22 protein-coding genes are annotated in these 26,012 nt (G+C 70.7%); 17 read left to right on the top strand and 5 right to left on the bottom strand.

Going from position 1 to position 26,012, the window contains the following annotated elements; genetic code table 11:
- Positions 1-55: 55 nt before the first annotated feature.
- Positions 56-1,288: a glucose-1-phosphate adenylyltransferase gene (glgC, locus tag ACQ0O7_RS40250; RefSeq protein WP_430790836.1), complete on the bottom strand. Its 1,233-nt coding sequence runs from the start codon at positions 1,286-1,288 to the stop codon at positions 56-58.
- Between the two features lie 87 nt (positions 1,289-1,375).
- Positions 1,376-3,949 carry a putative bifunctional diguanylate cyclase/phosphodiesterase gene (locus ACQ0O7_RS40255; protein ID WP_430790838.1) on the bottom strand — a complete coding sequence of 858 codons (2,574 nt, stop codon included), beginning with the start codon at positions 3,947-3,949 and terminating at the stop codon, positions 1,376-1,378.
- A 78-nt stretch (positions 3,950-4,027) separates the two neighbouring features.
- Between ACQ0O7_RS40255 and glgA the strand changes: the two genes are divergently transcribed.
- Genes glgA through ACQ0O7_RS40270 form a run of 3 tightly spaced genes read left to right on the top strand, consistent with a single transcriptional unit; the run spans position 4,028 to position 7,579 of the window.
- Positions 4,028-5,212: a glycogen synthase gene (gene glgA, locus ACQ0O7_RS40260; protein ID WP_430790840.1), complete on the top strand. Its 1,185-nt coding sequence runs from the start codon at positions 4,028-4,030 to the stop codon at positions 5,210-5,212.
- The gene (locus ACQ0O7_RS40265) at positions 5,209-6,825 is read left to right on the top strand and encodes a glycoside hydrolase family 10 protein (protein ID WP_430790842.1); all 1,617 of its coding nucleotides are present in this window, start codon (positions 5,209-5,211) and stop codon (positions 6,823-6,825) included. The genes glgA and ACQ0O7_RS40265 overlap by 4 nt, the downstream gene beginning before the upstream one ends.
- 46 nt (positions 6,826-6,871) lie before the next feature.
- Positions 6,872-7,579, top strand: a complete 708-nt coding sequence (locus ACQ0O7_RS40270) for a hypothetical protein (RefSeq protein WP_430790844.1) — start codon at positions 6,872-6,874, stop codon at positions 7,577-7,579.
- On the opposite strand, the gene ACQ0O7_RS40275 is transcribed toward ACQ0O7_RS40270, so the two are convergent.
- Positions 7,569-9,191 (bottom strand): ABC-F family ATP-binding cassette domain-containing protein, encoded by a 1,623-nt coding sequence (locus tag ACQ0O7_RS40275; protein ID WP_430790846.1) that lies wholly within the window; start codon positions 9,189-9,191, stop codon positions 7,569-7,571. The genes ACQ0O7_RS40270 and ACQ0O7_RS40275 overlap by 11 nt on opposite strands.
- A gap of 55 nt (positions 9,192-9,246) precedes the next feature.
- Here ACQ0O7_RS40275 and ACQ0O7_RS40280 point away from each other — a divergent pair, with 55 nt between their 5' ends.
- Positions 9,247-11,016 carry a Xaa-Pro dipeptidyl-peptidase gene (locus ACQ0O7_RS40280; protein WP_430790848.1) on the top strand — a complete coding sequence of 590 codons (1,770 nt, stop codon included), beginning with the start codon at positions 9,247-9,249 and terminating at the stop codon, positions 11,014-11,016.
- Here the strand turns inward: ACQ0O7_RS40280 and ACQ0O7_RS40285 are convergent.
- Positions 11,009-11,824 carry a PhzF family phenazine biosynthesis protein gene (locus ACQ0O7_RS40285; protein WP_430790850.1) on the bottom strand — a complete coding sequence of 272 codons (816 nt, stop codon included), beginning with the start codon at positions 11,822-11,824 and terminating at the stop codon, positions 11,009-11,011. The two genes, ACQ0O7_RS40280 and ACQ0O7_RS40285, sit on opposite strands and share 8 nt — an antisense overlap.
- Positions 11,825-11,891: 67 nt before the next feature.
- Here ACQ0O7_RS40285 and ACQ0O7_RS40290 point away from each other — a divergent pair, with 67 nt between their 5' ends.
- The 13 genes from ACQ0O7_RS40290 (at position 11,892) to ACQ0O7_RS40350 (ending at position 25,262) form a co-directional block, all read left to right on the top strand.
- Entirely contained in the window at positions 11,892-13,328 is a 1,437-nt protein-coding gene (locus ACQ0O7_RS40290) for a sigma 54-interacting transcriptional regulator (RefSeq protein ID WP_430790852.1), read from the top strand.
- Positions 13,329-13,452: 124 nt separating this feature from the next.
- Positions 13,453-15,402, top strand: coding sequence for a VWA domain-containing protein (locus ACQ0O7_RS40295; RefSeq protein ID WP_430790854.1), 1,950 nt, complete (start codon positions 13,453-13,455; stop codon positions 15,400-15,402).
- 189 nt (positions 15,403-15,591) lie between these two features.
- A complete protein-coding gene (locus tag ACQ0O7_RS40300; protein WP_430790856.1) occupies positions 15,592-16,194 on the top strand; it encodes a CDP-alcohol phosphatidyltransferase family protein in 603 nt (200 codons plus the stop codon).
- Positions 16,191-17,141 (top strand): DUF881 domain-containing protein, encoded by a 951-nt coding sequence (locus ACQ0O7_RS40305; protein WP_430790858.1) that lies wholly within the window; start codon positions 16,191-16,193, stop codon positions 17,139-17,141. Before ACQ0O7_RS40300 ends, ACQ0O7_RS40305 begins: the two co-directional genes overlap by 4 nt.
- Positions 17,138-17,470: a small basic family protein gene (locus ACQ0O7_RS40310; RefSeq protein ID WP_430790860.1), complete on the top strand. Its 333-nt coding sequence runs from the start codon at positions 17,138-17,140 to the stop codon at positions 17,468-17,470. Before ACQ0O7_RS40305 ends, ACQ0O7_RS40310 begins: the two co-directional genes overlap by 4 nt.
- Before the next feature lie 7 nt (positions 17,471-17,477).
- On the top strand, positions 17,478-18,686 hold the full coding sequence (locus ACQ0O7_RS40315) for a DUF881 domain-containing protein (RefSeq protein ID WP_430790862.1): 1,209 nt from the start codon (positions 17,478-17,480) through the stop codon (positions 18,684-18,686).
- A gap of 15 nt (positions 18,687-18,701) precedes the next feature.
- Complete coding sequence (gcvH, locus tag ACQ0O7_RS40320; RefSeq protein WP_430790864.1) at positions 18,702-19,082, top strand: glycine cleavage system protein GcvH; 381 nt, start codon at positions 18,702-18,704, stop codon at positions 19,080-19,082.
- 208 nt (positions 19,083-19,290) lie between these two features.
- Positions 19,291-19,740, top strand: a complete 450-nt coding sequence (gene odhI / locus ACQ0O7_RS40325; RefSeq protein WP_430790866.1) for an oxoglutarate dehydrogenase inhibitor Odhl — start codon at positions 19,291-19,293, stop codon at positions 19,738-19,740.
- Between the two features lie 68 nt (positions 19,741-19,808).
- Positions 19,809-20,474, top strand: a complete 666-nt coding sequence (ftsR, locus tag ACQ0O7_RS40330; RefSeq protein ID WP_430790868.1) for a transcriptional regulator FtsR — start codon at positions 19,809-19,811, stop codon at positions 20,472-20,474.
- Positions 20,475-20,597: 123 nt separating this feature from the next.
- On the top strand, positions 20,598-21,062 hold the full coding sequence (locus tag ACQ0O7_RS40335) for a bifunctional nuclease family protein (RefSeq protein ID WP_430790870.1): 465 nt from the start codon (positions 20,598-20,600) through the stop codon (positions 21,060-21,062).
- Positions 21,063-21,224: 162 nt separating this feature from the next.
- On the top strand, positions 21,225-21,779 hold the full coding sequence (locus ACQ0O7_RS40340) for a MerR family transcriptional regulator (RefSeq protein ID WP_430790872.1): 555 nt from the start codon (positions 21,225-21,227) through the stop codon (positions 21,777-21,779).
- 39 nt (positions 21,780-21,818) lie between these two features.
- Positions 21,819-24,074: an ATP-binding cassette domain-containing protein gene (locus ACQ0O7_RS40345; RefSeq protein ID WP_430790874.1), complete on the top strand. Its 2,256-nt coding sequence runs from the start codon at positions 21,819-21,821 to the stop codon at positions 24,072-24,074.
- A gap of 57 nt (positions 24,075-24,131) precedes the next feature.
- The gene (locus tag ACQ0O7_RS40350; RefSeq protein WP_430790970.1) at positions 24,132-25,262 is read left to right on the top strand and encodes a pyridoxal phosphate-dependent aminotransferase; all 1,131 of its coding nucleotides are present in this window, start codon (positions 24,132-24,134) and stop codon (positions 25,260-25,262) included.
- On the opposite strand, the gene ACQ0O7_RS40355 is transcribed toward ACQ0O7_RS40350, so the two are convergent.
- A complete protein-coding gene (locus tag ACQ0O7_RS40355) occupies positions 25,224-26,009 on the bottom strand; it encodes an alpha/beta fold hydrolase (protein ID WP_430790876.1) in 786 nt (261 codons plus the stop codon). The genes ACQ0O7_RS40350 and ACQ0O7_RS40355 overlap by 39 nt on opposite strands.
- Between the last annotated feature and the right edge of the window lie 3 nt (positions 26,010-26,012).

Here is a 26,012-nt window from a genome sequence, read left to right on the forward strand (position 1 = left end):
CAGACCGCTCCGGCGGGACAGACCGCTCCGGCCGGGTAGGCGGCCCCGGCCGGAGCTAGAGCTCTACCTTCTGGCCCTTGCCGATCACCACTACGCCGTTGTCGCTCACCGTGTACAGCTTTCGGTCTCGGTCCAGGTCGACGCCGATCTGGGCGCCCTCGGGGATCACCACGTTCTTGTCGATGATGGCGTTTCTGATTACCGCCCGGCGGCCCACCGAGACGCCCTCCATGATGACCGCGCCGTCCACGTGGGCCCAGGAGTTGACCCGGACGTTGGGGGAGATCACCGAGCGTTCCACCAGGGCGCCGGAGACCACCACGCCCGGGGAGATCATCGAGTCGATGGCGCGGCCCTGGCGGTCGTCGTACCCGTGGACGAACTTGGCGGGCGGCCACGAACCGTAGTTGGTGAAGATGGGCCAGTCGTGGTTGTACAGGTTGAAGATGGGCAGGGTGGCGATCAGGTCCATGTGGGCCTCGTAGAACGAGTCCAGCGTGCCCACGTCCCGCCAGTATCCGCGGTCCCGGTCCGTGGAGCCGGGCACGTCGTTGTCGCGGAAGTCGTAGACGTTGGCCTCGCCGCGCTCCACCAGCATCGGGATGATGTTGCCGCCCATGTCGTGCTTGCTGTCCGGGTTCTGCGCGTCGGCCGACACCGCCTCGCACAGGGCCCGGGTGGTGAAGACGTAGTTGCCCATCGACGCGTACACCTCGTCGGGGGAGTCGGGCAGGCCCACCGCGTCCTTCGGCTTCTCGCGGAACGCCTTGATCTTCTTGCCGTCGGGGCCGACGTCGATGACACCGAACTGGTCGGCCTGCGAGAGCGGCTGGCGGATGCCGGCCACGGTCACCGCGGCGCCCGAGGCGATGTGGTCGTTGACCATCTGCTTCGGGTCCATGCGGTAGATGTGGTCGGCGCCGAACACGATGACGTAGTCCGGGGACTCGTCGTTGATCAGGTTGAGGCTCTGGTAGATCGCATCGGCGGAGCCGGCGAACCAGCGCGGGCCCAGACGCTGCTGGGCGGGGACCGGGGTGACGTAGTTGCCGAGCAGTGTCGACATCCGCCACGTCTTGGAGATGTGCCGGTCGAGGGAGTGCGACTTGTACTGCGTCAAGACGACGATCTTGAGGTAACCGGCGTTCGCCAGGTTCGACAGCACGAAATCGATCATGCGATAAATGCCGCCGAAGGGCACGCCGGGTTTGGCCCGGTCCGCCGTCAACGGCATCAGGCGCTTGCCTTCCCCACCAGCCAGAACGATCGCAAGCACCTTGACAGCCATGGGGAGGACGCTAATATTCCGGCCGCCCCCGCGCCACCCGAAAGGGCGGTTCGAAATATCTTGCTGCCGTTGCAATCGTCTTGCCGGTCAGGCGGCCGCGCGAATCGCCGCCTTCCGCAATAGTACGTCGATCGCCTCCGGCGCCGACGGGCGGCCGAAATGATAGCCCTGTACGAGCGGGCAGTGCAGATCCCGCAGCAGCTCCGCCTGCCCGGCCGTCTCCACTCCCTCGGCGACCGCGAGCAGCTGCTGACCGCGGGCCAGTTCCAGGATCGCCCTGGTCAGGCTCACGTCCTGGGGCCGTGGAGGGTCCTGGTGGCGGCGGATGAAGGACTGATCGATCTTGAGGATGTCGACCGGCAGGGTGTGCAGGTAGGCCAGTGACGAGTACCCGGTGCCGAAGTCGTCGATGGCGATCCGGATGCCGTGCGCGCGCAGTTCACCAAGCACCGAGGTGTCCGCGGCGTCGACGAGCACCGATTCGGTGATCTCCAGCACCAGACCGGCGGCGGGCAGCCCGGAGTCGGCCAGGATGCCGAGCACGGTGCTGGTGAAGCCGGGGTCGCGCAGCTGGTGGGTGGAGACGTTGACGGTCAGGTAGAGGCCGTGCTCGTGATGCCAGACCGCGGCCTGCCGGCACGCCGACCCCAGGGCCCGGGCGCCGATCGCCCCGATCAGGCCGGTCTGCTCGGCCACCGGGATGAACACGGCCGGCGGGATCAGCTCGTCGCCGCGCCGCCAGCGCATCAGCGCCTCCACCCCGGCGATCCGGCCGGTCTCGGTGTCCACCACCGGCTGGTAGTGCATGAACAGGCCACCGTCGGTGAGCGCCTGCCGCAGTCCGGCGGCGATCCGGGCGCGTTCGGACTGTTCGGCCCGCAGCGACTCGTCGAACCGGGCGATCCCGCCGCCGGCCTGTTTGGCGGCCCGCAGCGCCAGGTCGGCGTCACTGAGCGCGGTGTCGCTGCCGGGTGCCCCGCCGGCGATCCCGGCCCGCGCGGTCAGCGGGATGAGCCGCTCGTCCACCACGAAGGGTGACGCCCCGATCGCCTCGACGATCCGTCGGGCCAACTGATCCGCCCCACTAAAAGACGATAAAGACGAAAAATCAGGCGATTGTGTACGGGTGGGAGAGGCCGAACCGGAGAGGGGGAAGGAGCCGGCGGAAGAGGACAGCAACGGGGCGGCGGGAGCGGCGAAAGGAGTGGCGGAAGTGGGAGGCATGGAGGAGGCGGTGGCGGAAGAGGACAGCAACGGGGCGGCGGGAGCGGCGAAAGGAGTGCTGGAGGCGGGGGAGGCGGTGGCGGACGAGGAGGGGAAGGGGGCGCCGAGAGAAGTGGAAGTGGGAGGGGCGGTGGTGGACGAGGAGGGGACGGGAGCGCCGAGAGAAGTGGAAGTGGGAGGGGCGGTGGTGGACGAGGAGGCTGAGAAGGGGGAGGAGGCGGATGGGGAAGCGGGGCCGTGGTCGGTGAGGAGGAAGACGAATTCGTCGCCGCCGATGCGTGCCACCAGTTCCACCTCGGGGGCGAACAGCAGCAGCCGCCCCGCCACCTGCCGCAGCACCGCGTCGCCGACCCCGTGCCCGTACGTGTCGTTGACCTCCTTGAACCCGTCCAGCGCGCACAGGATCAGCCCGTACGGCCGATCCCCGGCGACCGCCCGCCCCAGATGCTCGGTGAGCAGGTCCCGGTTGGCCAGCCCGGTGAGCGCGTCGTGCCCGGCCCGGTGCGCCAGCCGCTTCTGCAGCACCCGCTGTTCGTCGAGGGCGGCGCGGGCCTCCCGGGCGCGGCGTTCGGCGAGCCGGGCCAGCATCACGATCCGCAGCAGCAGGAGCGCGCACAGTCCGGACGTGAGCAGCGCCGGCACCACCACGACGGTGCTGGGGTCGGCGAACGCGGGCAGCAGCGGGGCGGCGACCGCCGCGGTGTACATGGCGATCAGCGCGGTCCGCCCGTGGCGGGCGTCGCCGGCCCGGAACCGTCCGGCGTCCGGGTGCACGGAGGCCGCGGCGAGCAGCACCCACCAGAACTGGATGAGCAGGTAGCTGACGCCTCCGGGCCGGAACGCGGCGGTGCCTTCCGCGCCGGTGGCCGCGTAGTACAGGTGGGCGGCGAGCAGCAGGACACCGCCGGCGGCGAGCATCCGGGCCGGGCCGCGGCGCTGGTCGGCGAGGTTGCGCAGCACGGTGACCAGCAGGGCCAGGTCGATGACCGCGTACAGGGTGGCGACGCCGTGGTCGACCTGCAGGTAGCCGGGGTCGCCCAGGTAGGGCAGCACGATGAACGACCAGGCCAGCATCGCCAGCCCGAGCACCACCGCACCGGCTTCGGCCGCCGATCCGGGCCGCCGGAGCCGGCCGAACTGGTAGGCCCCGGCCGCGAACAGCGAGTACTGCACGGCCAGTGACAGCCCGTTGGTGGTGGTGGTCGGTTCCGCGCCGGACAGGGCCCAGCCGGCGGCGACGGCCAGCCCGGCGGCGGCGGACGTGAAGAGCAGCCACCAGCTGCACCGGTGCCGGACCGCGGCGCGCTGGAGCAGCAGCACCCCGGCCGCCTGGAGCAGCAGCCAGACGACGGTGCTGTCCAGCGCGTGGGCGGCGAGCACGGCCAGTCCGCCACCCGCGAGGGTGTACTGCCAGGCCGGGATGCGGGGGATCTGCACGTCCGCCATGGTCGCCCGGGCCGGGTTGCGGCACGGTTGCGCCGGAGGTCGAATCGAGGGGCAGGCTAAGCTTCCCGGGTGTTGCGTGCAGATCTCATCTCCCGTGAGTACCCGCCCGAGGTCTACGGCGGCGCCGGGGTCCACCTCGAATACCTGGCCCGTGACCTGCGCGCGCTCGCCGACGTGCGGGTGCACTGTTTCGGCGCGCCGCGCGACGAGCCGGGGGTGACGGCCTACCCGGAGCCGGCCGAGCTGGCCGGCGCGAACGCGGCGCTGCGCACGATGGGGGTGAACCTGGCGATCGCCCAGGGCTGCGAGGGCGCCGACGTGGTGCACAGCCATACCTGGTACGCGAATTTCGCCGGTCACACCGCGAAACTGCTGCACGGTGTCCCGCACGTGCTGACCACGCACAGCCTGGAGCCGCTGCGCCCGTGGAAGGCCGAGCAGCTGGGCGGTGGTTACGCGCTCTCGTCGTTCTGTGAGAAGACGGCGATCGAGGCGGCCGACGCGATCATCGCGGTGTCCGGCGGGATGCGGCGGGACGTGCTCAAGGCGTACCCGTCGGTGGATCCGGACCGGGTGCACGTGGTCTACAACGGCATCGACACCGAGCTGTACAAGCCGGATCGCGGCACCGACGTGGTGGACCGGCTGGGCATCGACCGGAACCGTCCGAGTGTGGTCTTCGTCGGGCGGATCACCCGGCAGAAGGGTCTGCCGTACCTGGTGCGGGCCTGTCAGGATCTTCCGGCCGACGCGCAGATCGTCCTGCTGGCCGGCGCGCCGGACACTCCGGAGATCGCCGCCGAGGTGGCCGGGCTGGTCGCCGAGCTGCAGCAGACCAGAAGCGGTGTGATCTGGGTGCAGGAGATGCTGCCGAAGCAGCAGGTGATCCAGGTCCTGACGCACGCCACGGTCTTCGTCTGCCCGTCGATCTACGAGCCGATGGGCATCGTCAACCTGGAGGCGATGGCCTGCGAGACCGCTGTGGTGGCCACCGCGACCGGCGGTATCCCCGAGGTGGTGGCGGACGGCGACACCGGCCTGCTGGTGCCGATCCGGCAGCTGGAGGACGGCACCGGCACCCCGGTGGACCCGGACGGGTTCGTCGCCGATCTGGCCGCCACGCTGACCCGGCTGCTGAACGATCCGCAGCTGGCCGAGCGGATGGGTAAGGCCGGCCGGCGCCGCGCGGTGGAGAGGTTCAGCTGGTCGCGGATCGCCGAGGACACTCTCGAGATCTACCGGACGGTGCTGTGATCTCTCTCCGCCGGCCGCCGGTGTGGGCGGCGCTCCTGCTCTGTGCCGGGTTGTTCACGGTGGCCGTGCTCGGGCTGGGCCTGGTCCGGGCCGCGTTCCACGACGAGCCGGAGCCGGCCGCGGGTGAGCGCCTGGTGGTGGCGGACGCGCCGGCCCCGAGCGAGGACGGCGTCTGCGGGACGGTGCCGGTGAAGGCGGCCCGTGAGCTGCGCGGCATGTGGCTCACCACGGTCTACAACATCGACTGGCCGAGCCGGCCGGGGCTGGCGGAGGCGCAGGTCAAGTCGGAGTACCTGAAGTGGCTGGACCTGGCGGTCGCGCAGCGCCACAACGCGATCTTCGTACACGTACGGCCGAGTGGTGACGCTTTCTGGAAGTCCGATTACGCGCCGTGGTCGAACTGGCTGACCGGGAAGTTCGACGACACCGATCCGGGCTGGGACCCGATGCGGTTCATGGTGGACGAGGCGCACGCGCGCAACCTGGAGTTCCACGCCTGGTTCAACCCGTACCGCGGCACCCAGCCGGCTCCGTCCGGCACCGGCACCGACCTGTCCAAGCTGGTGAAGGATCACCCGCTGCTGCAGCACCCGGACTGGCGGATCGCCTACCCGACCGGTAAGACCGGCCGGCTCTACTTCGATCCGGGTGTGCCCGAGGCGCGCAAGTTCGTCGAGGACGCGATGCTGGAGGCGGTGGAGAAGTACGACGTGGACGGTGTGCACTTCGACGACTTCTTCTACCCGTACCCGGAGAAGGGTGAGGATTTCCCGGACGACGCCTCGTTCAAGAAGTACGGCAAGGGGAAGTCGAAGGCCGACTGGCGCCGGGAGAACGTGAACACCCTGGTCCGCGAGATGCAGACCCGGATCGCCGAGATGAAGCCGTGGGTGAAGTTCGGGATCAGCCCGTTCGGCATCTGGCGCAACGGCGGGCAGGGTTCGGACACCGCCGGCCTGGAGAGCTACAGCGCGATCTACGCCGACACCCGTAAATGGGTGCGCGAGGGCTGGCTCGACTACATCGTCCCCCAGCTGTACTGGACGATCGGGTTCGACAAGGCCGACTACGCCAAGACGCTGCCGTGGTGGACCGAGACGGTGAAGGGCACCGGCGTGCAGTTGTGGATCGGGATGGCCGACTACCGGGTCGGGGAGAAGGGCGACTGGAGCGATCCGGGGCAGCTCGACCGGCAGATGGCTCTCAACGACAAGTTCGGTGTGCAGGGCCAGGTGCACTTCAGCGCCAAGCAGCTGCGGCAGAACCGGCTCGGCGCGGTGAGCCGCTACGTGGGCAAGCACTACGCCTCACCGGCGCTGCTGCCGCGGATGGCCCGGTTGCCGTCGGCGCCGCCGGCGGCGCCGCGGATCACCGGGGCGCAGCGCGCGGGGTCCGGGGCGGTCACGCTGACCACCGCGGCTCCGGGCGGCGGCGCCAGCTGGGCTCTTTACCGTACGGGTGACGGCGCGGCGGCCCTGGTGGCGACCGGCCGGGCGGGGAGCGCGGTAGTCGATCCGAAGGCGCCGGCGGGTCCGGCCACCTACTGCCTGAGTGGTCTGGACCGGTCCGGTAACGAGGGGCCGTTGAGCAGCCCGTTCACGATTGCCGGATAGTTACCGTTTGGCCCGAATCGTGCCGGTTGCGGCGTTAGCGTGAGCCATGCCTGGAATCCTCGGCCTCACGGCCACGCTGACGCTCTCCGCCGTCCTCGCGCTGCCGTCCGCCGGCCACGCGACCCCGGACGCCGATCCGATCCGCTCCCTCCGAGAGTTGATCTCCGCTCCGGCGGCCGGGGAGAAACCGGGCCCGGACAGCAGCAAACTGACCGAGGCTCTCCTCAGCGGCGCCGACGACCTCCCGGCCGGCTTCACCCCGCAACTGGACGCCATCGACGACCTGTTCGCCCGGATCCCGGCCGAGATCGCCACCTGTGGCCGCACCTCCGGCGTGCAGAACGGCACCGTCTACCGCGAGTTCGTCCGCGGCCCCAAGGACGAGGAACTACTCGTCGAGACGCTGTCCGCGCCGGGCCCGAAGAAGGCCCGCGCCGCGGTCGCCGCGGTCCGGACGGCGTTGCCGAAGTGCGCGTCGTTCGTCCGGCCGCCGGGTGAACTGCCGATGGAGCTGAAGTTCAGCGTCTCCCCATACGACACCGCCCCCGCGCTGGGTGACTCGTCGGCGGCGGTCGCCTTCGTGATGGACGTGCCGGAGATGAGCCTCACCGTGCACGGCCGGCTGCTGACCGCGGCGGTCCGCGGCGCCACCGTCACCCTGGTGCTGATGACCGAGGACGAGCCGAAGGCCGCCGACCTGGAGGCCGCCGCGCGCGGTGCGGTGGCGAAGGCGGCCTCGGTCCTCAGCCGGTGACCCGGCCGCCGGCCACCTCCAGCCGCCGGTTCGTCGCCACCGCCGCCAGCATCCGGCGGTCGTGGGTGACCAGCAGCAGCGTGCCGGTGTAGGACGACAGCGCCGACTCCAGCTGCTCGATCGCCGGCAGGTCCAGATGGTTGGTCGGCTCGTCGAGCACCAGCAGGTTCACCCCGCGGGCCTGGAGCAGGGCCAGGGCCGCGCGGGTGCGCTCGCCGGGGGAGAGGGTGCCGGCCGGCCGCAGCACGTGGCCGGACTTCAGGCCGAACTTCGCCAGCAGCGTACGCACGTCGGCATCGCTCCAGTCCGGGACCGCCGCGCCGAACGCCCGGGACAGCGGCTCGTCGCCGAGGAACAGCCCGCGCGCCTGGTCCACCTCGCCGACCACCACCCCCGGGCCGAGATGCTGGGAGCCGTCGTCGACGGGCAGCCGGCCGAGCAGCGCGGCCAGCAGCGTCGACTTGCCGGAACCGTTGGCGCCGGTGATCGCCACCCGGTCGGCCCAGTCGATCTGCAGCGTCACCGGCCCGAGCGTGAACGAGCCGCGCCGCACCACCGCGTCGCGCAGGGTGGCCACCACGGCGCCGGCCCGGGGCGCGGTGGCGATCTCCATCCGCAGCTCCCACTCCTTGCGCGGCTCCTCGACCACCTCCAGGCGCTCGATCATCCGCTCGGTCTGCCGGGCCTTGGCCGCCTGCTTCTCGCTGCTCTCGCCCCGCATCGACTTGGCGATCTTGTCGTTGTCCGGGGCCTTGCGGCGGGCGTTGCGCACCCCCTTGTCCATCCAGGCGCGTTGCATCCGGGCGCGTTCGAGCAGGTCGTCCTTCTTGTCGGAGTACTCCTCGTACTGCTCGCGGGCGTGCCGGCGAGCCCGCTCCCGCTCCTCCAGATACGACCCGTAGCCGCCACCGAACAGCTTGACCTGCTGTTGGGCCAGATCAAGTTCAAGGACCTCGGTCACCGTACGGGTGAGGAACTCCCGGTCGTGACTGACCAGCACCACCCCGGCGCGCAAGCCGGCCGTGAACGCCTCCAGCCGGGCCAGCCCGTCCAGGTCCAGGTCGTTGGTCGGCTCGTCGAGCAGGTAGATGTCGTACCGGCTGAGCAGCAGCGACGCCATCCCGGCGCGGGCCGCCTGGCCACCGGAGAGCGCGGTCATCGGCAGGTCGAGGTCGAAACCCAGGTCGGCCTCGGCGATCCGCTCGTCCAGGTCGGCGCCGCCCAGGTCGAGCCAGCGGTCCAGGGCCGCGGCGTACCGGTCGTCGGCACCGGGCGCGCCGCCGGCCAGCTCCTCGGCGGCCTGATCCATCGCGGTCTGCGCGGCGGTCACCCCGGTGCGGCGGCCGAGGAAGTCGCGCACGGTCTCGTCCGCACGCCGCTCCCGTTCCTGCGGCAGGTAGCCGACGTTGGCGGTGGGCGGGCTCAGTGTGACGCTCCCGGCCTCGGTGGGGATCAGCCCCGCGAGGGTGCGCAACAGGGTCGTCTTGCCCGCGCCGTTGACGCCGACCAGGCCGATCACGTCGCCGGGCGCGACGACCAGATCCAGTTCGCTGAAGAGGGTGCGGTCCCCGTGTCCCGCCGCGAGTTGCCGGGCGATCAGTGTGGCGCTCATCAGGGCAGAGTCTAGGCGCACCCCTGATATCGACGTTTGGCGATACGGTGTGCGGATGCGACTGCTGGCCAGGAGCCTCAGCCTCCTCCTCGTACTCGCCGGTTCCGCGGTGATCACCGCGACACCGGCTGCCGCAGCGACCGGGACCCAGCCGGTCCACGACTACGCGAGCGCCATCCGTGAGCGGGTCTGGGTGCAGACCCCGGTGGACAGCGACTCCGACGGCAAGCCCGACCGGGTCGCGGTGCGGATCATCCGGCCGGACACCAGCGCCCGGGTGCCGGTCGTCTTCCAGGCGAGCCCGTACTACGCGGGCCTCAACGACATCCCCAACCACGACGACGTGGACCGGGACGGATCGTTGAAGAAATCGCTGTCCGCGTCCCGGGCCGAGACCATCACCTTCGCCGGATACCTGGACAACTACTTCGTACCGCGCGGCTATGCGGTGATCTTCGCGGACAGCCTCGGCTCCGGCGGCTCGGACGGCTGCCCCACCTCCGGCGGCCGCAACGAGACCCTCGGCATGAAAGCCGTCGTCGACTGGCTGAACGGGCGCGCGCCCGGCTTCGACCCGTCCGGCGCCCCGGTCACCGCGGGCTGGTCGACCGGGCGTACCGGCATGATCGGCGTCTCCTACAACGGCACCCTGCCGAACGCGGTCGCCGCCACCGGAGTCCGCGGCCTGGAGACGATCGTGCCGATCGCGGCGATCTCCAGCTGGTACGGCTACTACCGCGCGAACGGTGGCGTGGTCGCGCCCGGCGGCTTCCAGGGCGAGGACACCGACATCCTCGCCAAAGCGGTGCTGACCAGGGCGAACCCGGAGGTCTGCGCCGATGTGACGGCACATCTGGAACAGGCGCAGGACCGGGAGACCGGCGACTACAACCGGTTCTGGGCCGAACGGGACTATCTGCGCGACGCCCACCAGGTGAAGGCCAGTGTGCTGCTGGTGCACGGCCTGCACGACTTCAACGTCCGCACCGGGCAGGCCGGGCAGTGGTGGGAAGCGCTGGCCCGCAACGGGGTGCCCCGCAAGATCTGGCTGCACCAGGCCGCGCACACCGACCCGTTCCACATCCGCCGCGCCGAGTGGCTGAGCACGCTGCACCGGTGGTTCGACAAGTGGCTGTACCGGATCGACACCGGCATCACCCGGGAGCCGATCGCCGACGTCGAAGTGGCCCCGAACCAGTGGGTGACCTCGGCGAACTGGCCGCTGCCGAAATCCCGTACCGAGGTGCTGAAGATCGGCTCCGGCACCTTCACCGACGACACCTCGCGGACCGCGGCGAGCCTGGCCGCCGCCCCGGACAGCCTCGACGCGAACCGGCTCGTCCAGCTCAGCGCGCCACTCACCCGGGACGTGCGGCTGTCCGGCACCCCACGGGTCACCGTCCGGGCCGCGATCGACGGCCCCTCGCCCTACCTGACCGCGCTGCTCGTCGACTACGGCACCGCCGAACGGTTCGCCGGCACCCGGACCCTCCCCGAACAGGACTGCGTCGGGCCCGGCGTCGACGGCGACCCCGGATGCTTCGCCAGACGGCAGTACGTCACCGCCACCACCGACTACGAGATCGTCACCCGAGGCTGGACCGACGTGCGCAACCGCTTCTCCCCGGCGGTCACCACCCCGATCAGACCCGGGACCGGGTACGGGTTCCGCTGGGATCTGCAGAGCACCGACCACGTGTTCAAGGCCGGGCACCGGATCGGTGTCGTGCTGATCGCCACCGACCGGGACCACACGCTGCGCTACCCCTCCGGAACCGTCGTCGACGTCCGCCCCGGCTCCTCGCTGGAACTGCGGCTCAACTGATCGGCACGGCCGGGCCGCTCACCCGGACCCCCTTGATCGCCGGATCGAGGCGGACCGTGATGCGGCTCGGCCGGCCCTGATCGTCACCCTGCCGCAGCGTCAGTGTGGCCTCGGCCGGGACCAGCCCCAGCTCCCGCAGATAGCCGCCGAACGCCGCGGCCGCCGCACCCGTCGCCGGATCCTCGTAGACGCCACCCACCGGAAACGGATCCCGCACATCGAACGTCTCCGGGCCGTCACGGAACACCAGCTGGATCGTGGTCCACTCACGCTCGGTCATCAGCGCCGTCAACGCCGGCACGTCGTAGTCCAGATCCGCCAGGCGCTCCCGGCTGGTCACCGCGACGATCGGGTGGTACGCCCCACCGAACGCCACCCGGGGCGGCAGCTCCGGGTCCAGCGCGTCCGCCGGCCAGCGCAGCGCCGCCAGCAGAGCCGCCAGATCGGCCGCCGGCAGCTCACTGACATGCGGATCCACGCTCGTCAGAGTGGCCACCCCGGAGTCGTCCACGGTCACCGGCACCTCACCCGCGTTCGTCACGAACAGGTGCTCGCCCGGACCCAGCGCCACCGCCGCCGCCACCGTCGCGTGCCCACAGAACGGCACCTCGGCCAGCGGGCTGAAGTAACGCACCCGGAACCGGCCACCGTCACGCGACGTCACGAACGCCGTCTCCGAGTAGCCTACCTCCGCGGCGATCGCCTGCATCCGCGCGTCGTCCAGTCCCGCCGCGTCCAGCACCACACCCGCCGGATTGCCGCCGGACGGATCCAGCGTGAAGGCCGCGTACCGCGAAATCTCCGTCATGCCGCCGAGCGTGCCGCGCCCCGCCCACCGGCGGCCAGAGCCAATCCGGCGCGGTTGGTCTGTGTGAATGTCATATCCGCGGAGTAGCGTTCCGACGGTGACAGAGGCGCCCGACGCGATCGACATGCCCCGCACCGTGGGCGAACTGCGAGCCAGCGGCCACGAGTTCCGCACCGTCAAGGAGGAGCTGCGCGACAACCTCCTCGCCCGGATGCGCTCCGGCGAGCCGCGATTCCCCGGCATCGTCGGCTACGACGACACCGTGCTGCCCGAGGTCGAGCGGGCCCTGCTCGCCGGCCACGACATGGTGCTGCTCGGCGAGCGCGGCCAGGGCAAGACCCGGCTCATCCGGGCCCTGGGCGGGCTGCTCGACGAGTGGACCCCGGTGATCGCCGGCTCCGAGCTGCACGAACACCCCTACCATCCGCTCACCCCGGCGTCCCGCCGTCTCGCCGCCGAGACCGGCGACCGGCTGCCGGTGGCGTGGCTGCACCGCTCCGAACGCTACGGGGAGAAACTCGCCACCCCCGACACCAGCGTCGGCGACCTGATCGGCGACGTCGACCCGATCAAAGTCGCCGAGGGCCGCGCCCTCGGCGACCCGGAGACCATCCACTTCGGCCTGGTGCCGCGCACCAACCGGGGCATCTTCGCCGTCAACGAGCTGCCCGACCTGGCCGAGCGCATCCAGGTCTCGCTGCTCAACGTGCTGGAGGAACGCGACATCCAGGTCCGCGGCTACCAACTGCGGCTGCCGCTCGACATCCTGCTCGTCGCGTCCGCCAACCCGGAGGACTACACCAACCGGGGCCGGATCATCACCCCGCTCAAGGACCGGTTCGGCGCCGAGATCCGCACCCACTACCCGGTCGACCTGGAGCTGGAGACCGCCCTGATCCGGCAGGAGGCGGCCCTGGTCGCCGCACTGCCCGAGCACCTGGTGGAGGTGCTGGCCCGCTACACCCGCGCGGTCCGGGAGTCCCCGTCGGTGGACGCCCGCTCCGGGGTGTCCGCCCGGTTCGCGATCGCCGCCGCCGAGACCGTCGCCGCGTCCGCGCTGCGCCGGGCCGGCCTGCGCGGCGAACCCGAGGCCGTCGCCCGGATCGGCGACACCGTCTCGGTGACGTCCACCCTGCGCGGCAAGGTGGAGTTCGAGAGCGGCGAGGAGGGCCGGGAGACCGAGATCCTCGGCCACCTGCTGCGGGTCGCCACCGCCGAGACGTTCCGCGCCCACCTGGCCGGCCTGGACCTGTCCGGCTTCACCGCCCTGGTCGCCGAGGGCGCCATCATCGAAACCGGCGACCTGGTCAGCGCCGACGAGCTGCTGTCCCAGATCGGCCCGGTCCCCGGCCTGGCCAAGGTCCTGGACCGCCTGGGCTTCGGTGACGCCCCCAGCCCACCCCAGGCCGCCGCCGGCATCGAATTCGTCCTGGAGGGCCTGCACCTGACCCGCCGCCTGGCAAAGGAACTGACAGACGACGGCCGAACCCTCTACGGCTCATGACCCTCCCCACGCCCCGCCCGGCGCCGCCCACGTCCTCGCGGGCGGCCACCGGCCCGGGCCGGGCGGGCGGTCGCGGGCGCGGATGGACTTCAGCGGGCGGTTCGGTGGGAGCGGGAGGTGCCGGGTGAGTGGGAACGTCTTTCGGTATGGGGCCTGGCGGGACGGGCCCGATCCGCTGGCGCCGCCGTACGACGTGCGGGCCGCCGTGGACGCGATGGGGGAGCGGGTGCTCCGCGGGGACAGTCTGCGGGATGCCCTGCGCGATCTGATCCGGCGCGGGCCGCGGGACGGGCGTGGGCTCGACGCGCTGCGGGAGCGGGCCCGGCGGCTGCGTAAGGACGCGCTGCGGCGGGGCAACCTGGACGGGGCGGTGACCCGGGCCCGGCAGATGTTGGACCAGGCGCTGGCCGCCGAACGGGACGCGCTGGCCGGGCGGGACGACGACGGGGCACGGTTCAGCGAGGCGGTGCTGGACGGGCTGCCCCGCTCGGTGTCGCAGGCGGTCGCCGAACTGTCCGGATACCAGTGGGCGTCGGACGAGGCGCGGCGGATCTACCAGCAGATCCTGGACGGGCTCCGGCAGGAGGTGGTGGAGCAGCGGTTCGCCGGGATGAGACAGGCGCTGCGGCAGGGTGACATGGCCGGTGTGCAGGAGATGCTCGGCGACCTCAACGACCTGCTCGGGCGGCATGCCCGGGGTGAGGACACCGATGACGCCTTCCGGGAGTTCATGGCCCGGCACGGGCGGTTCTTCCCGGACGGCCCGCGCAACGTGGACGAGCTGATCGACTCGCTGGCCCGGCAGGCCGCGGCGGCCGAGCGGCTGATGCGGTCGCTGAGCCCGCAGCAGCGGGCCGAACTGCAGGGGCTGATGGACCAGGCGCTCGGGGACGGGCCGTTGCGTGGGCAGCTCGCCGAACTCACCGACAACCTGCGGTCGTTGCGTCCCAACCTGAACTGGGGCCGGGGCGAGCGGATGCGCGGGCCCGCCGATCTGGGGTACGGCGACGCCGCCGAGGCGCTCGGTGAGATCGCCGACCTGGACGAGCTGATCGACCAGCTGGGTCAGGAGCATCCGGGCGCGACCCTGGACGACGTGGACGTGGAGGCTGTCGAACGGCAGCTCGGCCGGGGTGCCGCCGACGACCTGCGCCGGCTGCGGGAGCTGGAGCGGGAGCTGCGACGGCAGGGCTGGGTGCGGCGCGACGCGGGCGGGCTGACGCTGTCCCCGAAGGCGCTGCGCCGGCTGGGACAGAGCGCCCTGTCCGCGATCTTCCACGATGTCGCCGGGAGACGCGGCGAGCACGACATGCGTGACGCGGGTGCCGCCGGTGATCTGATCGGCTCGTCCCGGCGCTGGGAGTTCGGCGACGACCAGCCGATCGACGTGGTGCGCACGATCGGCAACGCGGTTCGGCGGAGTGCGGCGGGCCGGGCCGTTTCGTTACCCGTACGGCTGGCTCCGGAAGATTTCGAGATCGCCGAGACGGAGCGGCGGGCGTCGGCGGCGGTGGCGCTCTGCGTCGACCTGTCGTATTCGATGTACGCCGACGGGCGCTGGGGGCCGATGAAGGAGACCGCCCTGGCCCTGTCGCATCTGGTGGCCACCAAGTATCCGCAGGACGCGCTGCAGATCATCGGTTTCGGCCTGCACGCCCAGAATCTCAGTCAGGGCGAGCTGGCCGCGATCGAGCCGACCATGGAGAAGGGCACCAACCTGCAGCACGCCCTGAAGCTGGCGGGCCGGCACCTGCGCCGCCATCCGGGCGCCGAACCGGTGATCCTGGTGGTGACCGACGGCGAGCCGACAGCGCATCTGGAGGACGGCGGCGAGGCGGTCTTCTGGTGGCCGCCGCTGGCCGAGACGGTCAGTGCCACCGTGCACGAGGTGGACCTGCTGACCAGGTACGGGGCCACCCTCAACGTGTTCATGCTGGGCGAGGATCCGGGGTTGCGGCGGTTCGTCGGCGGGGTGGCGAAACGCAACGGCGGGCGGGTGTTCAGCCCGGACGCGGCGGAGCTGGGCCGCTACGTGATCGACGATTATGTACGGGCCAGGCGGGGCCGCCGCTGACCGCCGCACCGATGGGGGCTAGCCTCCTAGGATGCACTAGGGAGTGTGGCTGCTGTGACTGCGCGTCAGATGGGGCGACGCGGCTGGTTATAGTTGCTCGGCGAGCGACCGCGGACATCAGCACACAGCCGGCCCCGGTCCACGCACGAGCCGGGCGGGGGCCTCGGCCGAGGGGGAGAGGAAGTCGCGATGTCGCAGCAGCCTGCGCCGTCCATCGAATCCTCCAACCGGATCTGGACCCTTCCCAACGCCATCAGCTTCATCCGCCTGCTCGGCGTCCCGCTCTTCCTCTGGCTGCTGCTCGGTGTCGAGCAGGACGTGGCCGCGGTGATCGTGCTCGCGATCGGCGGCTCCACCGACTGGGTGGACGGCTACATCGCCCGCCGGATGAACTCGGTGAGCCGCCTCGGTGAGCTGCTGGACCCGTTCGCTGACCGGCTGTACATCGTGGCCACCCTGATCGGGTTCACCGTGCGCGAGGTGGTCCCGCTGTGGCTCACCGGCGCGCTGCTGGCCCGCGAGGCGGTGCTCGGAGTGGTGCTGCTGGTGCTGCGGCGCAAGGGCTACGGCCCGCCGCCGGTGCACTACGTCGGCAAGACCGGCACGTTCCTGCTGCTCGCCGCGTTCCCGATCATCCTGCTGGCGAAGGCGGTGCCGTCCATCGACGCGTTCGCCGAGCCGATCGGCTGGGGCCTGGCCTGGTGGGCGCTCGGGCTGTACTGGTGTGCCTGCTTCCTCTACATCGTCCAGGCGTACCGGGTGCTCCGGGCCGACCGCGAGGAGACGTCGTGACCGGTCCGGTGCGGCCGGCGGTGGACGGCCTCGCCGGGGTCGGGACGGTGCAGGACCCGCCGGACCCGGACGGCAAGACCAAAGGCAAGCGGACGTACGGGCCGGACTTCCTGACCGCCCTCTTCCAGAACCCGCTCGACCCGGGATACGCGGACGCCGCGGCCCGTCGGGCGGCCGAGGGCCCGCGCACCGGCGGGCGGCGGGTGCTGGCCGGCGCCTCGGCCGCGCTGACGTGCGCGGTGATCGGTGTCCTGCTGGCGGTGGCGTACCTGCAGACGGTCGCCGAGGAGCCGGCCCGGACACAGGCGCGGGCCACCCTGATCACCCAGGTGCAGAACCGGCGGGCCGAGACCGAGAAGCTGCAACGGCGGGCCGACGTGCTGGCCGACGAGGTGGCGGCGCTGCGGGAGAGCGAGCTGGGCGGTGCGGCGGTGGCCCAGCTGCGCGACCTGGAGGCGGTCACCGGGGTGGCCCGGGTGCGCGGTTCGGGTGCCCGGGTGACGCTGGTGGACGGTCCGACGTCGGTGAACGCGGTGACCGGCGAGCGGCGGACCGAGGCGCGGGTCAAGGACACCGATCTCCAGCTGGCGGCGAACGCGCTGTGGGAGGCGGGCGCCGAAGCCATCATGATCAACGGCCAGCGGCTGACCGCCACCTCGCGGATCCGGCAGGCCGGTGAGGCGATCCTGGTCGACATCCGGCCGGTGGCGTCGCCGTACCAGATCGTCGCGATCGGGCCCGCCGATCTCGCCGACGACTTCCGCAAGGGTTACGCGGGACAGTTCTTCGACATGCTGTCGGCGCGGTTCGGGATCTCGTTCGAGGCGGTACGGGCCAAGGACGTGACCCTGGAGGCGGCGACCGACTTCAAGCTGCGGTCCGCCGAGCCGAGCCTCGCCCCGTCGGCGCCGGAACCGGAAACCTCTGTGACGGAAGGCGGCAAATGATCGCCGTACTCGCCCTGCTCGCCGGTGTCCTGCTGGGCATCGTGTTCGAACCGGCCGTGCCGCCCGAGCTGGTGCCGTACCTGCCGATCGCGGTGGTCGCGGCGCTGGACGCGGTGTTCGGCGGGGTGCGGGCCAAGCTGGACGGGATCTTCGACGACAAGCAGTTCGTGGTGTCGTTCATCTCCAACGTGCTGGTGTCCGCCCTGATCGTGTATGTCGGGGACCAGCTCGGGGTGGGCAATCAGCTGTCGACGGGTGTCGTCGTCGTGCTCGGTGTGCGGATCTTCGGTAATGTCGCGGCCATTCGACGGCACCTGTTCAGGGCGTAGGTAATCGATGACTGACGACACCGGCCGGGGCACGGGCGACGACGAGAGGCCGGCGCCCACGACGGGCGGCCACACCGGCGAGCACCGGATGGTCCCGGGCATCGGCCACACGGGTGAGCATCGGATGGTGCCGGGCATCGGGCACACCGGTGAGCATCGGATGGTCCCGGGCATCGGGCACACCGGGGAGCACCGGATGGTGCCGGGTGTGGGCCACACCGGGGAGCACCGGATCCTGGCGGAGGACGACGAGCCGACTGTGCCGATGGCGGGTGCTTCGGTGGGCGTACCGCAAGGTGGGGGTGATCCGCCGAAGGCGGACGAGACGAACAGCACGTCACCCGATCCGTCGATTTCCGTCACCCCCTCCAAAAGTGATCTTGATCGCCCGGGGAGCCCGGGGAGCCCGGGAAGTCCGGGGGACGCGGGGAGCCCGGGGGACGCGGGGGACGCCGAGGGGCCGGGCACGGAGAGTGCCGCCACGTCGGGGACGAGTCCGAGAAATCCGGCGGGCGAGGCCGGGGCGACACGACGCCGGCCCGCCCCGGCCGGCACCCTGATCTGGGTCCTGCTGGCCCTGCTCGGCTTCACCCTGGTCGTCCAGCTGCGCAGCAACGACGCCGACGACGGCCTGTCCGCGGCCCGCCAGGAGGACCTGGTCCGGATCCTGAGCGATCTGGAGGCCCAGGACAGCCGCCTGCTGGCCGAGATCCAGGCGCTGGAGCAGAGCAAGCAGCAGCTCAACTCGGGTGTCGCCGGCCGGGAGGCGGCGCGGGCCGAGGCCGAGCGCCGCAGCCAGGAGCTGGGCCTGCTGGCGGGCACGGTTCCGGGTCGCGGCCCGGGTCTGGACGTGACGATGCGCGACGTCCGGGCGTCGGACGTGCTGAACGCGGTGCAGGAGCTGCGCGGCGCCGGCGGCGAGGTGATGCAGCTGACCGGTGGGAACGGTGCCGCGGTCCGGGTGGTCGCGTCGAGCTTCTTCGTGGATGCTTCGGGTGGCGGCATCATCGCCGACGGCGAACAACTGACCGGGCCGTTCCATCTTCTGGTGATCGGCCCGGCGGAGACGATGAGTACGGCGCTGCAGATCCCGGGCGGGGTGGTGGCGTCGGCGAAGAACGACGGCGGTAGCGTGACCATGGACTCGCGTTCCACGGTCGAAGTGACGGTGGTCCGCAAGGCTGCGGCCTTGCGATACGCGCGTCCGGTTTCGTGATTAACGGAGGAAGCGTTGATTCCTGAGGATCTGCGGTATACCGCGGAGCACGAGTGGGTCGCCGGTGACGGCAGTGGGCCTGTGCGGGTGGGCATCACCCATTTCGCGCAGGACGCGCTGGGTGACATCGTCTACGTGCAGCTGCCCGACGAGGGCACGGTGGTGCAGGCGGGTGACTCGCTCGGCGAGATCGAGTCGACCAAGAGCGTCTCGGAGATCTACGCACCGATCGCCGGCACGGTGGTGGCGAAGAACGCCACTCTCACGGACGAGCCGGAGATCATCAACGGTGAGCCGTACGCGGCCGGCTGGCTGGTCGAGATCGCTCCGGAGGATCCGGCGTCGGTGTCGGCTCTGCTGGACGCCGCGGCGTACCGGGCGCTGACCGAAAGCTGACCCGGTGGGCATTTCCATGCCCGTCCATTCGTTCTTCCGCGAGTCCGGTTGCTCTGCGATATTGGCGCTGACTAGGCTCGCGGAGCACACGAAGAACTGTTATTCCTTTGAAACCGATAGTCGTGCGTCGGGCCGAATGGCCTCGGCGGGGCTGCAACGTCGCCGCCCGTGCCGGGAGGCGACGACCAACTGATCCGTGAGGTGGTCCATGACGCGCCCAGACGACGAGTTCCCCCCGCTCGACGTCACGTCCACGCTGAACCTTGGCGCCCTTGACGAGGTGCTGGAGGGACCCGAGACGGACGTGGTTCCGAGCCGGATGGCCGGCTCGCTCCCCCCGGGGATGGCTCTGCTGGTGGTGCGCCGCGGCCCGAACGCCGGGGCCCGCTTCCTCCTCGATCACGACGTGACGACCAGTGGCCGGCACCCGGACAGTGACATCTTCCTGGACGACGTGACGGTGTCGCGCCGCCACGCCGAGTTCCACCGGGACAGTGGTGTCTTCACCGTCCGCGACGTCGGCTCGCTCAACGGTACGTATGTGAACCGCGAAAGGGTTGAAGCCGCGACCCTCAGCAATGGTGACGAGGTCCAGATCGGCAAGTTCCGTCTGGTGTTCATCGCCGGTCCGCGGCCGGAGGGCGAGGGCCGGGCGTGACGGCGTCGGGGGCGGCAGCGCGTGATCCGGGGGCCTCGCGCCCTCAGGACGGGCGTGATGGTGCGCTGATGAGCATCGGGGAGGTGCTGGCCCATCTGCGCACCGAGTTCCCCGACACCACGATCTCCAAGTTGCGGTTCCTGGAGGCGGAGGGTCTGGTCGACCCGCAACGTACCGCTTCCGGGTACCGGAAGTATTCGTGGAACGACGTGGCCCGGCTGCGTTTCGTGCTGACCGCGCAGCGGGATCAGTACCTTCCGCTGCGTGTCATCCGGGAGCAGCTGGACCGGATGGAGAAGGAGCCGGTGGTTCCGCAGCGGCCCACGCTGGTGGCGGTGGGCACGCAGCAGGCCAATCCGGCGGATTCCCGGATCCCGAAGGCGGATCTGCTGGAGCGGACCGGGGTGGACGAGGCGATCCTGGCCGATCTGGAGCAGATCGGTCTGGTGGTGGCCCGTCCGCCGGGGTGGTACGACGCGGACCAGGTGATCATCGTGGAGGCCGTGGTCGGTCTCACCCGGTACGGGCTGGAGGTGCGCCACCTGCGTGCGTTCCGTAACGCCGCGGACCGTGAGGTGGGGCTGTTCACACAGTTGCTGGCGCCGCTGGCGCGTCAGCACGACCCGGCGGCCCGGGCCAGGGCCACGGAGACCGCCCGTGACCTGCAGGCGCTCTCGCAGCGCTTGCACGCGGCTCTGGTGCGCTCGGGTCTCCGGGGTGAGTTGGGTCGCTGAACCGGCCGCCGCCCGGATCGGGGACCCGTGGTGTGCGTGTACCGTGCAGGTACGGGCGGCATTGTCAAAACGGTCAAACCGCTTGAAGCTAGACAGCACGAACTGACGACACGGAGGCGGGCGATGCGCGAGCTGAGCGTGGTCGGGGTCCGGGTGGAGCTGCCCAGTAACCAGCCGATCGTGTTGCTGCGGGAGGTTGACGGCGACCGTTACCTGCCGATCTGGATCGGGGCGGTCGAGGCGACCGCCATCGCCTACGAGCAGCAGGGGGTCAAGCCGGCCCGGCCGCTGACCCACGATCTGCTGCGGGACATCCTGGCGGCGCTGAAGGCGCCGCTGAAAGCGGTGGAGATCACCGAGCTGAAGGACAACGTCTTCTACGCCGATCTGCTGATCGGGGACGACCTGCGGGTGTCGGCGCGGCCGAGTGACTCGATCGCGCTCGCGCTGCGGGTGGGCGCGCCGATCCGTTGCGCCGACCAGGTGCTGACCGAGGCCGGTATCGTGATCCCCGACGAGCAGGAGGACGAGGTGGAGAAGTTCCGCGAGTTCCTCGACCAGGTCCGGCCGGAGGACTTCGCGGGCTGACCCCGGCGGAGAGTCCCGGGGCCGGCCTGATATCGACGCCCGGAAGCGGCGTGTCGAGCGGTTACCTCCATGTTCCGGCTGCGATTGAGATATACGCTCGTGAAGTCCAGGTGAACCGGCACACCGCCTAGATTTTGATCATGGGCGCGGGGAGGTAGTCGCGTGCACGAGCAACCTCTTGAAGGCCCTCTCGTCGGCGAGGACGGGGAGCTCGGCTATCGGGGAGTGACCGCCTGTCAGGCGGTCGGGATCAGCTACCGCCAGCTCGACTACTGGGCGCGGACCACACTGGTGGTGCCGAGTGTCCGGGACGCGTCGGGCTCCGGCACGCAGCGGCTCTACTCGTTCCGTGACCTGGTCGTTCTGAAGGTGGTCAAGCGCCTGCTGGACGCGGGGGTGTCGCTGCAGAACATCCGGCGGGCGATCGACACGCTGCGGTCGCGGGGTGTCGACGATCTGGCCGAGATCACTCTGATATCGGACGGGACGACGGTGTATGAGTGCCGTTCCCCGGAGGAGGTCGTGGATCTGCTGCAGGGCGGTCAGGGCGTCTTCGGGATCGCGATCGGCGGGGCGTTCAAGGAGATCCAGGGTTCGCTGTCGCACCTGCCGGCCGAGCCGGCGACGGGTCCGCAGCCGGTCGGTGTGGACGTCCCGCAGCCGGTGACCGAGGGTGACGAGCTGGCGGCCCGCCGGGCCCGCCGTCGCGCGGGGTAACGGACAGATTCTGGCCGCTTCGGCCGATAGTGTTCCCGGGTGACCCACATCGCAGACAGCCACGATGTCATTCAGGTCCGCGGAGCCCGGGAGAACAACCTCCGCGACGTATCGCTGGACATCCCGAAACGGCGGTTGACCGTCTTCACCGGTGTCTCCGGTTCCGGCAAGTCGTCGCTGGTGTTCGGCACCATCGCCGCCGAGTCCCAGCGCATGATCAACGAGACGTACTCGGCGTTCCTCCAGTCGTTCATGGGCAGCCCGGCCCGGCCGGACGTGGACGCCCTGCACAATCTGAGCGCCGCGATCGTGGTGGACCAGGAGCGGATGGGCGCGAACGCGCGCTCGACCCTGGGCACCGCCACGGACGCGTACACACTGCTCCGGATCATTTTCAGTCGGCTCGGTGCGCCGGGTGCGGGCAGCGCGCTGGCCTACTCGTTCAACGCCGAGGGCATGTGCCCGGGGTGCGAGGGCCTCGGCAAGGTGTCCACGCTGGACATCGACGAGCTGGTCGACAGGTCGAAGTCGATCAACGAGGGCGCGATCACGGTGCCGAACTTCGCGGTCGACGGCTGGTATGTGCGCGGCTTCGCCGAGTCCGGGCTGTTCGACCCGGACAAGCCGGTCGGCGCGTTCAGCGAGCAGGAGCTGCACGACTTCCTGCACAAACCGGCGATCAAGATCAAGGTCAACGGCATCAACACGACGTACGAGGGACTCGTGGTCAAGGTGCAGCGCATGTACCTGACCAAGGAGCGTGAGTCGGTGCAGCCGCACATCCGCGCCTTCATCGACCGGGCCGCCACCTTCGCGGCCTGCCCGGACTGCGCCGGCACCCGGCTCAAACCGGCGGTGCTGGCGTCGCGGATCGACGGCCGCAACATCGCCGAATGCTCGGCCATGCAGGTCAGCGATCTGGCCGGGTTCCTGTCCGGGATCACCGAGCCGGCCGTCGGCCCGGTGGTGGCGACGCTGCGGCAGACGCTGGACTCGCTGGTCGAGATCGGTCTGGGCTATTTGTCGCTGGACCGGGAGTCGGCGACCCTGTCCGGTGGCGAGGCGCAGCGGGTCAAGATGGTGCGGCATCTCGGGTCCAGCCTGACCGACATCACCTACGTCTTCGACGAGCCGACGGTGGGCCTGCACCCGCACGACATCCAGCGGATGAACGGGCTGCTGCTGCGGTTGCGGGACAAGGGCAACACGGTGCTGGTGGTGGAGCACAAGCCGGAGACGATCGCGATCGCCGATCATGTGGTGGACATCGGTCCCGGTGCGGGTCCGGCCGGTGGGCGGGTGGGGTTCGAGGGCTCGGTGGCGGCGTTGCGGGAGTCGGGCACGCTGACCGGGCGGTACCTGGGGCACAAGGTGTCGCTGAAGAAGTCGGTGCGACCACATGTCGGAAATATCCCCATTCGGAACGCGGCTACTCACAATCTGCGGGACGTCTCCGTCGACATCCCCACCGGAGTGCTCACCGTGGTCACCGGGGTGGCCGGCTCCGGCAAGAGCTCACTGATCTACGGCGCCCTGCCCCGGCGCGAAGGGGTCGTGGTCGTCGACCAGTCGGCGATCCGCGGCTCCCGGCGCAGCAACCCGGCCACGTACACCGGCCTGCTCGACGCCGTCCGGGCCGCCTTCGCCAAGGCCAACAAGGTCAAACCGGCGCTGTTCAGCGCCAACTCCGAAGGCGCCTGCCCGAACTGCAAAGGCATCGGCCTGGTCTACGTCGACCTGGCGATGATGGCCGGGGTGGCCGGGACCTGCGAGGAGTGCGAGGGCCGCCGGTTCACCGCGCGAGTGCTGGAGTACAAGCTGCGCGGCCGCGACATCAGCGAGGTCCTGGCCATGCCGGTCAGCGAGGCGGTGGAGTTCTTCACCGAGAAGGCGGCCCGCGCCATCCTGGAGCGGCTGTCCGCGGTCGGGCTCGGCTACATCACCCTCGGGCAGCCACTGAACACCCTGTCCGGCGGTGAGCGGCAGCGCCTCAAACTCGCCGTCCACATGGGCAGCGGCACCGCCACCTACCTGCTCGACGAGCCCACCAGCGGCCTGCACCTGGCCGACGTGGACCAGCTGCTGGCCCTGCTGGACCGGCTCGTCGACACCGGCAACACGGTGATCGTCATCGAACACCACCTGGCCGTGATGGCCCACGCCGACTGGATCGTCGACCTGGGCCCGGGCGCCGGCCACGACGGCGGACGTGTGGTGTTCACCGGCACTCCTACCCGACTGGTAGACGAAGCGGATACCGTGACGGCTCAGCACCTCCGCGAATACGTCTCCTAGGGAGAACCGTTGCGCAACGAACGTCTGGCCGAGTTCGGGACGACCATCTTCGCCGAGATGTCGGCGCTCGCGGTCGCCACCGGATCGATCAATCTCGGCCAGGGGTTCCCCGACACCGACGGGCCCGCCAGCCTGCTCCAGTCGGCAGCCGACGCCATCCTGGCCGGGCGGGGCAACCAGTACCCGCCCGGCCCCGGCATCCCCGAACTGCGCGCCGCGGTCGCCGGGCACCGGTCACGGCACTACGGACTGTCGTACGACCCGGACACCGAGGTGCTGATCACCGCGGGCGCCACCGAGGCGATCGCGGCCACCCTGCTCGGGCTGCTCAACCCCGGCGACGAGGTGATCGCCCTGGAGCCGTACTACGACTCGTACGCGGCGGGTATCGCCATGGCCGGCGCCCGCCGGGTGCCGGTGACCCTGCACCCGCCGGGGTTCACCCTCGACGTGGACGCGCTGCGCGCCGCGGTCACCCCGGCCACCCGGGCCCTGCTGATCAACAGCCCGCACAACCCGACCGGCGCGGTACTGTCCCGTGCCGAGCTGACCGCGATCGCCGCGGTGGCGATCGACCACGACCTGGTGGTGATCACCGACGAGGTGTACGAGCATCTGGTCTACGACGACGCCGAGCACATCCCCCTGGCCACCCTGCCGGGCATGCGCGAGCGGACCGTGTCGATCAGCTCGGCCGGCAAGACCTTCTCGGTCACCGGCTGGAAGATCGGCTGGGTGCTGGCCGCCCCGCCGCTGCTGGCCGCGGTCCGCTCCGCCAAACAGTTCCTGACATACGTCAACGGCGGACCCTTCCAGTACGCGGTGGCCGAAGCCCTGGACACCCTCGGCCCCGGCTTCTACACCGGCCTGCGTGACTCCCACCAGGACCGCCGCGACCTGCTGGCGGCCGGGCTGACCGCGGCGGGCTTCCCGGTGTACGTGCCCAAGGGCACCTACTTCATCACCGCCGACGTGTCCCACCTGGGCGTCGACGGCCTGACGTTCTGCCGGTCCCTCCCGCGGCGGTGTGGTGTGGTGGCCATCCCGGCCTCGGTGTTCTACGACAACAAGACGGCCGGCGCGTCCCTGGTCCGCTTCGCGTTCTGTAAACGGACCCCCGTCCTTCAGGACGCCGTCGGCCGCCTCCGGTCAGCGTTTCAGGAAGGCGAGCGCCACCGGGGCGAATAGCGGCGAGTCCAGCAGGTCGTAGTGGGTGGTGCCGGGCAGGATCGCCAGCGCGTGCCCACCCGCCGGCCGGCCCTCGCCACCCCAGCCGCCGTCCCGCAGGCCGCCGCCCAGCAGGTTGAAGATCTCCACGAAGTGGCTCGGCGGAACCATGTCGGCGTCCGCGCCCATGATCAAAGTCGGCACCCGCAGGCCGCGGACCTCCTCGGTCAGGTCGTAGTCACGCCGCATCGTCTGGCCGATCTTGTCGAGCAGCCGCGGGAAGTCCTCCGGCCGGGGCGCCACCCGCTGGTACAGCTCGTACATCGGAGTGTCCTTCATGAACGCGGCCGCCTCGGCGTTCACCTGGGTCTGCTGCTCCAGGATCTCCGGATAGGTGGCGTCCCGCCGGATCCCCGCCGACCCGCACACCAGCCGCCCCACCTTCTCCGGGGCGATGATCGCCAGGTGCAGGCCGACCCCGCCGCCCATCGAGTAGCCGACCACATCCGGCCTCTCCAGCCCGAGATGATCGATCAGCGCCGCCACGTCCCGCGCCATCGTCCGGTAGTCGATCGGGCGATCCACATCGGCGGTACGCCCGTGCCCCTGCAGATCCGGCAGGATCACCTGGTGACCCTCGGTGAAGGCGGCCAGGCTGTCGCCGAACACCTCACCCGAGCCGAGACCGCCGTGCAGCAGGATCAGCGGCCGCCCGGAACCATGGGTCTCGTAGTACATGGTGATGCCGTTGACCTCGGCAAAGCTCATGCC

The organism is Actinoplanes sp. G11-F43 (assembly GCF_050589265.1).
Classification (GTDB): Bacteria; Actinomycetota; Actinomycetes; order Mycobacteriales; family Micromonosporaceae; genus Actinoplanes.